At 57.0% G+C, this 8,537-nt stretch carries 7 protein-coding genes and 2 pseudogenes; 8 read left to right on the top strand and 1 reads right to left on the bottom strand.

Going from position 1 to position 8,537, the window contains the following annotated elements; translation table 11 throughout:
- The first annotated feature begins 393 nt into the window (after positions 1 to 393).
- Both BJP07_RS00405 and BJP07_RS00410 read left to right on the top strand, forming a co-directional pair.
- A complete protein-coding gene (locus BJP07_RS00405) occupies positions 394 to 807 on the top strand; it encodes a hypothetical protein (RefSeq protein ID WP_071565548.1) in 414 nt (137 codons plus the stop codon).
- Between the two features lie 48 nt (positions 808 to 855).
- Positions 856 to 5,810 (top strand): annotated as a pseudogene (locus BJP07_RS00410) (DEAD/DEAH box helicase).
- 11 nt (positions 5,811 to 5,821) lie between these two features.
- On the opposite strand, the gene BJP07_RS11345 reads toward BJP07_RS00410, so the two are convergent.
- Entirely contained in the window at positions 5,822 to 5,953 is a 132-nt protein-coding gene (locus tag BJP07_RS11345) for a hypothetical protein (protein ID WP_255365867.1), read from the bottom strand.
- A gap of 163 nt (positions 5,954 to 6,116) precedes the next feature.
- Here BJP07_RS11345 and BJP07_RS00415 point away from each other — a divergent pair, with 163 nt between their 5' ends.
- From BJP07_RS00415 to BJP07_RS00440, 6 genes and pseudogenes are all read left to right on the top strand, one after another.
- On the top strand, positions 6,117 to 6,425 hold the full coding sequence (locus tag BJP07_RS00415; protein WP_071565549.1) for a type II toxin-antitoxin system RelE/ParE family toxin: 309 nt from the start codon (positions 6,117 to 6,119) through the stop codon (positions 6,423 to 6,425).
- Positions 6,422 to 6,715 carry an addiction module antidote protein gene (locus BJP07_RS00420; RefSeq protein ID WP_070362126.1) on the top strand — a complete coding sequence of 98 codons (294 nt, stop codon included), beginning with the start codon at positions 6,422 to 6,424 and terminating at the stop codon, positions 6,713 to 6,715. The genes BJP07_RS00415 and BJP07_RS00420 overlap by 4 nt, the downstream gene beginning before the upstream one ends.
- Positions 6,716 to 6,794: 79 nt before the next feature.
- Positions 6,795 to 6,950, top strand: a pseudogene (locus BJP07_RS11535) (DDE-type integrase/transposase/recombinase); the annotation flags it as partial.
- A 22-nt stretch (positions 6,951 to 6,972) separates the two neighbouring features.
- Positions 6,973 to 7,314: an integrase core domain-containing protein gene (locus tag BJP07_RS00430; protein ID WP_071565551.1), complete on the top strand. Its 342-nt coding sequence runs from the start codon at positions 6,973 to 6,975 to the stop codon at positions 7,312 to 7,314.
- A 47-nt stretch (positions 7,315 to 7,361) separates the two neighbouring features.
- Positions 7,362 to 8,072, top strand: a complete 711-nt coding sequence (locus BJP07_RS00435; protein ID WP_071565552.1) for a hypothetical protein — start codon at positions 7,362 to 7,364, stop codon at positions 8,070 to 8,072.
- Positions 8,069 to 8,506, top strand: coding sequence for an ATP-binding protein (locus tag BJP07_RS00440; RefSeq protein ID WP_255365868.1), 438 nt, complete (start codon positions 8,069 to 8,071; stop codon positions 8,504 to 8,506). The genes BJP07_RS00435 and BJP07_RS00440 overlap by 4 nt, the downstream gene beginning before the upstream one ends.
- Positions 8,507 to 8,537 lie beyond the last annotated feature (31 nt).

Consider the following 8,537-nt stretch of genomic DNA (forward strand, 5'->3'; position numbering starts at 1 on the left):
AACACCGACTGGGTTGCCTGAGAAAGTCACGATTATCCGCACAACAAGTAAGACCGCGCCGACGCCGTGTGCGTTGATGATGCATTGTTAACCATGATTCCAGTCCACAACCACTTGACACCGAACGGCCCCTTTCGCGACCTGGGCTTTTACCGGGGTCGACCGGCAGGACTGCGTCCATTGTCACTCGCCGCTCATACACGACACCAAATTCCCTCACGCGACCTGCACGAACTGGGGTTTTCCAAACTGGCGTCCGGAAATCAAGGAATTTGGTGCACTCCCCATCGCGCAAATAGGCCTCGCCATGGCGTGGCGCACCTGCTACGCTCGGAAGCACCTAATTGTATACCAATTCCCATACATTTTGTTTATACGTTTGAAGGAGTTTCCATGAAGCGTCGCATTACAGCCGCGGCACTCGCCGCCACGACTGCACTTTCCCTCGCCGTCGTCCCCGCTGCCGAGGCAGCAGAGAACACGGACGTCCTCGACACGCTGGATAAAGTCGAAGGCAAGCTACAGGACGCCGAAAAGAAGGCCCGCACCGAATTCGAGCGCGCCAAGCTCCGGAAGATCGTGCACGACAAGGGCACCGGCGCCGCACCGGACACCCAAACCATCCGGGACTGGGTGGACGGGTCCGTCAAGAACGGCTCCTCCGCAGATGAGGCCTACCGAGCAACGCAGGCCGGCTGGATCCTGACCTGGATCGCCGTTGCCGCAGCGGGTCTGGGTGCCATCGGCTACGGCGCGAAGGTCGCAGGCGTGCTGCCTCCACAGGTTGCGCAGGCGCTGCCGTTCTAGACAACCACTACTCTCCCCACGGGGTGTCGCTGGGGCATAATATTGCCCATGTCGACATTCACTGATGCCATCGAAGAACTCCGCAAGCTGCCGTCGAAGTCGGAGCAAGGGTTGGCCTTTGAAAAGTTGATGGTCAACTATTTCAAGACTGACCCGACACTGTCCAGTGAATACTCTGAGGTGTACCGCTGGGTGGACTGGCCATTCAACGGTGGCAAGGCGGATGTGGGGATTGACCTCGTCGCGAAGCGGGTGGATGACGGCGAGTGGACGGCAATTCAGTGCAAGTTTTACCTGCCCACGACGCATATCCAGAAGGGGCAGCTGGATTCGTTTTTTGAGGCATCGGGGCGCTCGTTCCACACTGACCGCGGAGTGGAGCAATTCGCGAACCGCCTGATCATTTCGACGACGGACCGTTGGTCGTCGAACGCTGAGGCGATGCTGGAGAACCAGCTGATCGCCACAAACCGGATCGGTACGTCGGCGATTGCGGAGTCCCCGATTAACTGGGACATCGCTTACCCAGGCAGTGAGATGTCGGTGAACCTCACCTTGCGGGAGACGTTTGAGCCACGTCCACATCAGGCGACGGCGATCGAAAAGTCGCTGGAGGGGTTCAAGGCGCACGATCGCGGCAAGCTGGTTATGGCCTGCGGTACGGGGAAAACGTTTACGGCGCTGCGCTTGGCTGAGCGTTTTGCGGAGGAGCACTATGGCAAGGCGCGAGTGCTGTTTTTGGTGCCGTCGATTAGTTTGTTGTCGCAGTCGTTGAAAGAGTGGACGGCACAAGCGCAGATGGATCTCCGCAGCTACGCGGTGTGTTCCGATAGCAAGGTGGCGCGCAAGGCGGAGGATATCGCCTCATATGACCTTGAGGTGCCGGTGTCGACGAATGGCGAGGATATTGCGGAGCGCTTGTCGAAGCGGAAGCGCGCGGCGGGGTTGAGCGTGGTGTTTTCGACGTACCAGTCGCTGCCCGCGATCCACGACGCGCAGGAGGCGGGCCTTGAGGAGTTCGACCTTGTCATTTGCGACGAGGCCCACCGCACCACCGGCGCAACGTTGGCCGGGGAGGACCCGTCGAACTTCTCCCGCATCCACGACAGTGACTACATCAAGGCGAAGAAACGCCTGTACATGACTGCCACTCCCCGACTTTTCGACGAGACCGTGAAGGGCAAGGCCGTCGAGCATTCGGCGGAGCTCTACTCCATGGATGACGAGGCCGTGTACGGTCCCGAGTTTCACCGGTTGGGGTTCGGAGAGGCCGTCGATAAGGGGTTGTTGACGGACTACAAGGTGCTCATCATGACGGTGGATGAGTCGCTGGGTGCCGATGCGATGGGCAAGTTCAATGCTGCTGGGGGCAAGGACATTAACTTAACGACGGGCTCCGCGATGATCGGCGTTTGGAATGCGTTAGCAAAGCGTTCGGGCAGCTTGCAAGGCGAAAAGGGCGGCTTTGATGAGGGGGCGGAGCCGATGCACCGCACGGTGGCGTTTGCGAAGGATATCAAGACGTCGAAGGCGATTACGGAGGCGTTCCCCCTGCTGGTGAAGTCGCATCGCGAGCTGCTGCAGGAAAAGGCGGTGATGAACGACATCCAGACGTTGAATATGGATCTTGACGTGCAGGCGCAGCACGTCGACGGCGCGATGAACGCCCTGGAGCGCAATACGAAGCTGACGTGGCTTGAATCCGACATGCCGACGAATGAATGTCGCGTGCTCACGAACGCTCGGTGCCTTTCCGAGGGTGTCGACGTCCCCGCCCTCGACTCGGTGGTGTTCTTCAACCCGCGTAATTCGATGGTGGACGTGGTGCAGTCCGTTGGTCGCGTGATGCGGAAGGCGGAAGGCAAGGACTACGGGTACATCATTTTGCCGGTGGCGGTGGCGCCGGATGTGTCACCGTCGGAGGCACTGAACGACAACCAGCGGTTCAAGGTCGTGTGGCAGATCCTCAACGCGCTCCGTGCGCACGACGACCGCTTCAACGCGAAGGTGAACTCGATTTCGCTCAACGAGAACCTCCAGGATGATTTGCCGATTTCCGTCCAGCCAGTCGTTGATCCTGCGCAGGAGGCGAAAAAGAAACTCGCGGACAGTGAGCGGACCGAGGCTCACGAATCCGATCAGGTGACAGCCCAGCAGATCGCGTTGTTCTCGCTTGAGCAGTGGCAGGAGGCGATCTACACCAAGCTGGTGGACAAGGTGGGCACCCGCACGTACTGGGAGGATTGGGCCGACGACGTCGCGGACATCTCCAAGGCGCAGGTCACCCGCATCCGCGCGCTGCTTGACCAGGCGGATGCGACACTGCGCGGTGAGTTCGACACCTTCGTAGAAGGTCTGCGGGGTAACCTCAACGACTCGATCTCCGAGGACGAGGCGATCAGTATGCTGTCGCAGCACCTGATTACCGCCCCAGTGTTTGATGCCCTGTTTAGCGAGCACGATTTCGCCGCCCACAACCCGGTCTCCCAGGTCATGCAGCGCATGGTTGATGCCCTCGACGATAGTGACCTGGATGCCGAGACTGACTCGTTGGAGAAGTTCTACGCCTCGGTGCGTGTGCGCGCATCTGAGGTCACGAGTGCGTCCGGGAAGCAGCAGGTGATCAAAGAACTTTACGAGCGTTTCTTCCAAAAGGCGTTCAAACGCGACGCCGACAAGCTGGGCATTGTGTATACCCCGGTGGAGATCGTGGACTTTATCCTGCGCGCCGCCGACGATGTGTCGAAGAAGCACTTCGGCCGCGGTTTAACCGACGAGAGCGTGCATATCCTGGATCCGTTTACGGGCACCGGCACGTTTATGGTGCGCCTGTTGCAGTCCGGGTTGATTGATCCGAAGGATCTAGCACGCAAGTACGCCAACGAGTTGCACGCCACCGAGATCATGCTGCTGGCTTACTACGTCGCGGCTGCCAACATCGAAACGACGTTCAACGCGTTGCTGGCCGAGGCAGCCAAACGCTCGGAAAGCGCACCCCCCCCCGCTACGTTTCCTTCGAGGGCATCGCGCTTGCCGATACGTTCCAGATCCACGAGGAAGGAGACATCCTCGACCTCACGGTATTCAGAAACAACAACGAGCGCATCGTTCGGCAGAAGGAAGCCCCGATCAACGTCATCGTGGGCAATCCGCCGTACTCATCGGGTCAGAAAAAAGCGAATGACAACAACGCGAACCTGAAGTACCCGACGCTGGATGCGCGTATCGCGGAGACGTACGCGGCGAAGTCAACGGCGACGAATAAGAACTCGCTATACGACTCATATTTGCGCGCATTCCGGTGGGCGACGGACCGAATCGGGGATCATGGCGTCGTGGCGTTTATCGCAAATAACGGCTGGGTAGACGGCAACACCGGAGATGGTGTCCGCCTGTCGATGGCCGAGGATTTCACCGACCTCTATGTTTTCAATCTGCGCGGCAACTCTTTGGGTGGTGGCGAACAAGCCAAGCGTGAGGGCGACAATGTCTTTGATATCCGGGTTGGCGTCGCGGTGCTGATCGGTGTGAAGGATCCTTCCAAGACCGGCTTCCGCCTGCATTATGCCCAAACGGCTGATTATCAAAACCGCGATGAGAAACTGGCGTTTGTTGAAAACGCGACGGTGGGCCAGATTCAGTGGCGTTCAATTACCCCGAATCAGCACGGTGATTGGTTGAACCAGCGCAGCGACGAGTTCGCGACCTGGCCGGTCATCGGCGAGAAGAAGGGTGATGCGACGAAGTTCTTTGAAGAGCATTCACGTGGCCTTTCAACTGCGCGTGATGCGTGGTCGTATTCTTCTTCCACCTTTGACTTAGCGGAGAATATCGGCACGCATATCGCGAACTACAACCAGGCACAGGCTGTGTTGCGAGCCGAGGGGTTTGAAGAAAACAAGCGGGGTGTTGACGCGTTGTTTGCGCAGCATCCTGAGTTAGTCGATAGCGCGAAAGGTTCATGGAACCGCAGCCTGAAACAGGAGTTAGCCCGCGGAACCGAGATTACGGTCGATACGGACCGTGTCTACACCTCGTTGTACCGCCCGTTTTTCAAACAGCGCAGTTACTTTGCGAAAGAACTCAACGACATGGTGTACCAGTTGCCGTCGATGTTCCCGACGCAGCACCACCACAACATTGGGTTTGCCCAGATGACCGTGGGCGCAGTGAAGCCTTACAGTATTTTTGCAGCTGATATGCTCCTTGACCTTAATCTGTTTGGCTCAGAAGGAACACAGTTCTTCCCACGCTTCACTTGGGAGCTCGTTGAGGCTTCGGATGGTGCGTTGTTTGGCGAGGGGGCGTCGATAAGCGAGGATGAATCCTCGATGTATGGGCAGGTCGGTGAGGTTGTTGCGGGGCATGTGCGCAAGGACAACATCACTGATGCGATCAAGGCGCTCTACCGCGATGCGCTGGGTGCCGATGTCACTGGTGACGACATCTTCCACTTCGTCTACGGCAAGCTGCACGACCCGAACTATCGGGAGGCGTACGCGGCGGACTTGAAAAAGATGCTGCCGCACATTGAGATACCGGGAACGCGGGAAGAGTTCGACAAGTTTGCGCGCGCCGGCAAGGAACTCATGGACCTGCACGTCGGATACGAGGACGTGGAGCCATACCCGCTGGACATCACGGTCAAGGGCGACGAGTCCGACCCGGATACCTGGCGTGTGTTGAAGATGAAGTGGGCACGCAAGAAGGACCCCGAGACCGGTAAGAACGTCAACGACGTGACCAAGCTGATCTATAACAAGCGCGTCACCATCACTGGTATTCCGGCTGAGGCTGACGAGTACATGCTGGGGTCGCGCTCTGCGGTGGCGTGGTTGATTGACCGCTACCAGGTGAAGAAGGACAAGGCGTCCGGGATTGTGAACGACCCGAATGACTGGTCCGATGAGGTCGGGAACCCACGCTACATCGTGGACCTGATTGGTAAAGTCACGCGGGTTGCCGTGGGAACGGTGCGGATAGTGGAGGAGCTGCGAAAATAACGCCGTTTAGTTCATTCCCAGTTGAGGCTCGAGAGCGTGGCTTCATCACGGATGATCGAAAAGCGGTGCGGTGGCCCCTCAGTCGTCAGGTTGACCTTGAACACCTCACCGAAGATCCGGGCCGTAGCGGACGTGTCATCCACCTCGACCTCAACTCATCAACCGCACCCTCAAGTCTGCATGCGTCTTTAGCGTCTTTAGACGCTTTCCTGGCGTCATCACCAATCTTCAAACCGAAAGAGGAGTCAGCCATGAGAGGCGTATCCCCCACTTGAGCCATGTAGCTTTTAGGCTACACTTGGGCGTGTGGAGATCATTTCCAGCAGCTTGTTTGACGCCTGGTTAGGTGAGCTAAAAAACAAACATGCTCAGCGACGCATTTTGTATGCAATAGCCCGATGCGAAGCACACGGAAGAATGATTGGAGACATCAAACCCGTTGGCGAGAAGGTTAGCGAGATGAGATTTCATTTCGGGCCCGGCTATCGGGTGTACTACACCCGACTAGGCGCAGTAACGGTTTTCCTGCTGGCCGGAGGAGATAAATCCAGCCAGGATAAAGATATTCGAACCGCTCAAAAGCTCGCACAACAGGTAAGGGAGGAACAGTCGTGAAGGAAGTAACATTTTCAGCGTTCGATGCAAGCAAATATCTCGATAGCCAAGAAGCAGTGAACGATTACCTGGCTATCGCACTCGAAGACGGCGATACGAAAACCGTACAGGTGGTTTTGCGTGACATTGCAAGGGCACACGGCATGAGCCAGCTCGCTAAAGAGACTCAACTCAACCGTGAATCCCTCTACAAGTCACTATCAAAAGACGGTAACCCGTCCTTTGCGGCTATCACGAAAATCATGAAAGCCCTGGGACTCAAAATAACTCTCGCTACACAAAATGCCTAGATACCTACTGGAATCACATCACCAATAAACCAAACGTGCCTCTGCTCAGCCCGTCCGGCCTCTATCCGCCGATCAGTGGTGGATCGCGGATTTCACGTATGTGCACACCAGCTGCGGTTTCAGCTACGTGGCTTCTGTCACCGACGTATTCACCCGTGAGATCCTGGCGTATGTCGTGGACACCCGAGCCACGAAATCTTTGGCCATCCGTGCGCTGCGACAGGCACTGGCACTACGCCAGCGCCAGGACCCGTACTTTGAGTCGGCCGGGGTTCCCCATCACTCGGGCGGGCTCACAGTACACTCCCACACATCTCCGCCGTCTGCTTGCCGTCCATCAGATAGACGGGTCCATCGGCACTGTCGGCGACGCCTACGACAACGGTCTGATGGAGTCAACGATCGGGCTGTACAAGTCTGAACTCATTGATTTCGAGGCAGAGACGTGGACGAACTGGGGGGAGGTGGAACGCGCCACAGCCGGATGGGTCCACTGGTACAATCACGAGCGGTTGCATTCCTCGCTCGGGCATATCCCGCCGATCAAGCACTACACCAACTACCAACGAGAAAACCACGCAGGCATTCACGCCGCGTAACACGCCACTCTCAAAAAGTCAGGCCGATTCACAACACCAGCAGAAGGATGCTCTTTGACGAGTTTGAACGCGGCGTACTAGGCGAACTTCCTACAACACCGTGGCAGCATACCGAATGGAAACGTGCGAACATCGCCCCCAACTTCCACATCACCGTCAACACTGCACGCTACTCGGTGCCCTACCAGCTTGTCGGCCGGACTGTCGATGTACGTATCACTGGCAATGAAGTAACCGTCTTTGATGCCGGGCAGCGTGTTGCAACCCACCGGCTTGCCCAAGCCCGGGGGATCTATGCCACCGATGTGGATCATATTCCTGCCAACATGGCTGATACCACAGGGTTGTGGACCAGTGAGTACTTCTACCGTGAAGCAGCCAAGATCGGGCCAGCAACCCGGAGCGTCATCGAAGAACTCATCAAGGCAAGGGCGATCCCTGCCCAGGCATTTCAGTCGTGTCGAAACGTACTGAATATGGGCAAACACGCCAACAAGGTGATTTTGGAACAAGCCTGTGCACGCTTAATCGCACCTGATGGCACCAGGAGGGCTGTGTCGTATACCGCGGTGAAAAACATGATGGCTGCGGTACGCAAAGACCAATCAACCCGTCCGACAGGCCATGATCTGCCAGCCACAACACCGCTTGAAACACCACCGGTGGAACACGCACGCGATACCCGCGGCGCATATCTAGGCGGGTCTGCCCAGTTCAGTATGGAAAACCTCACGAAGAAAGGACGTTTTCAGTCATGACACAGCCACAACCAGCGTCAGCATCAGCACGCTTTCTTGATGAATCGATCCTGCCTGTCTTTACCGATCTGCGCATGACGGCCTTCGGCCGAACCGTCATTGATATTGCAGCAGATCCTATCTTCGACTCGTGGAGCTTTTCTGACAAAGTGCTCTACGCACTCGATAAAGAAGTTGCGGCCAAGCGTGAACGACGAGTCAACAAATTACTCAAAGCATCCCGATCGCCAAATCTCGATGCGTGTATCGAAGACATCACCTATACACCCGGCCGCAACCTCAACAAAGAGCAAATCACCAGACTCGCTCACTGCCAATGGTGTCAAAAAGCGCAAAGCACGTTCGGTGTCAAGTGGTTGTGGACTGGAATCATGGTTAACAATGCATCATCAACGCACACGGCGTCGGCGCGGTCTTACTTGTTGTGCGGATAATCGTGACTTTCTCAGGCAACCCAGTCGGTGT

The sequence above is a fragment of the Corynebacterium sp. NML130628 genome, from assembly GCF_001875665.1.
Lineage (GTDB): Bacteria > Actinomycetota > Actinomycetes > Mycobacteriales > Mycobacteriaceae > Corynebacterium.

Coding starts and splice junctions, on each gene's coding strand:
- BJP07_RS00405 (WP_071565548.1), top strand. CDS start 394: ATGAAGCGTCGCATTACAGCCGCGGCACTCGCCGCCACGACTGCACTT.
- BJP07_RS00435 (WP_071565552.1), top strand. CDS start 7,362: ATGCTCTTTGACGAGTTTGAACGCGGCGTACTAGGCGAACTTCCTACA.
- BJP07_RS00440 (WP_255365868.1), top strand. CDS start 8,069: ATGACACAGCCACAACCAGCGTCAGCATCAGCACGCTTTCTTGATGAA.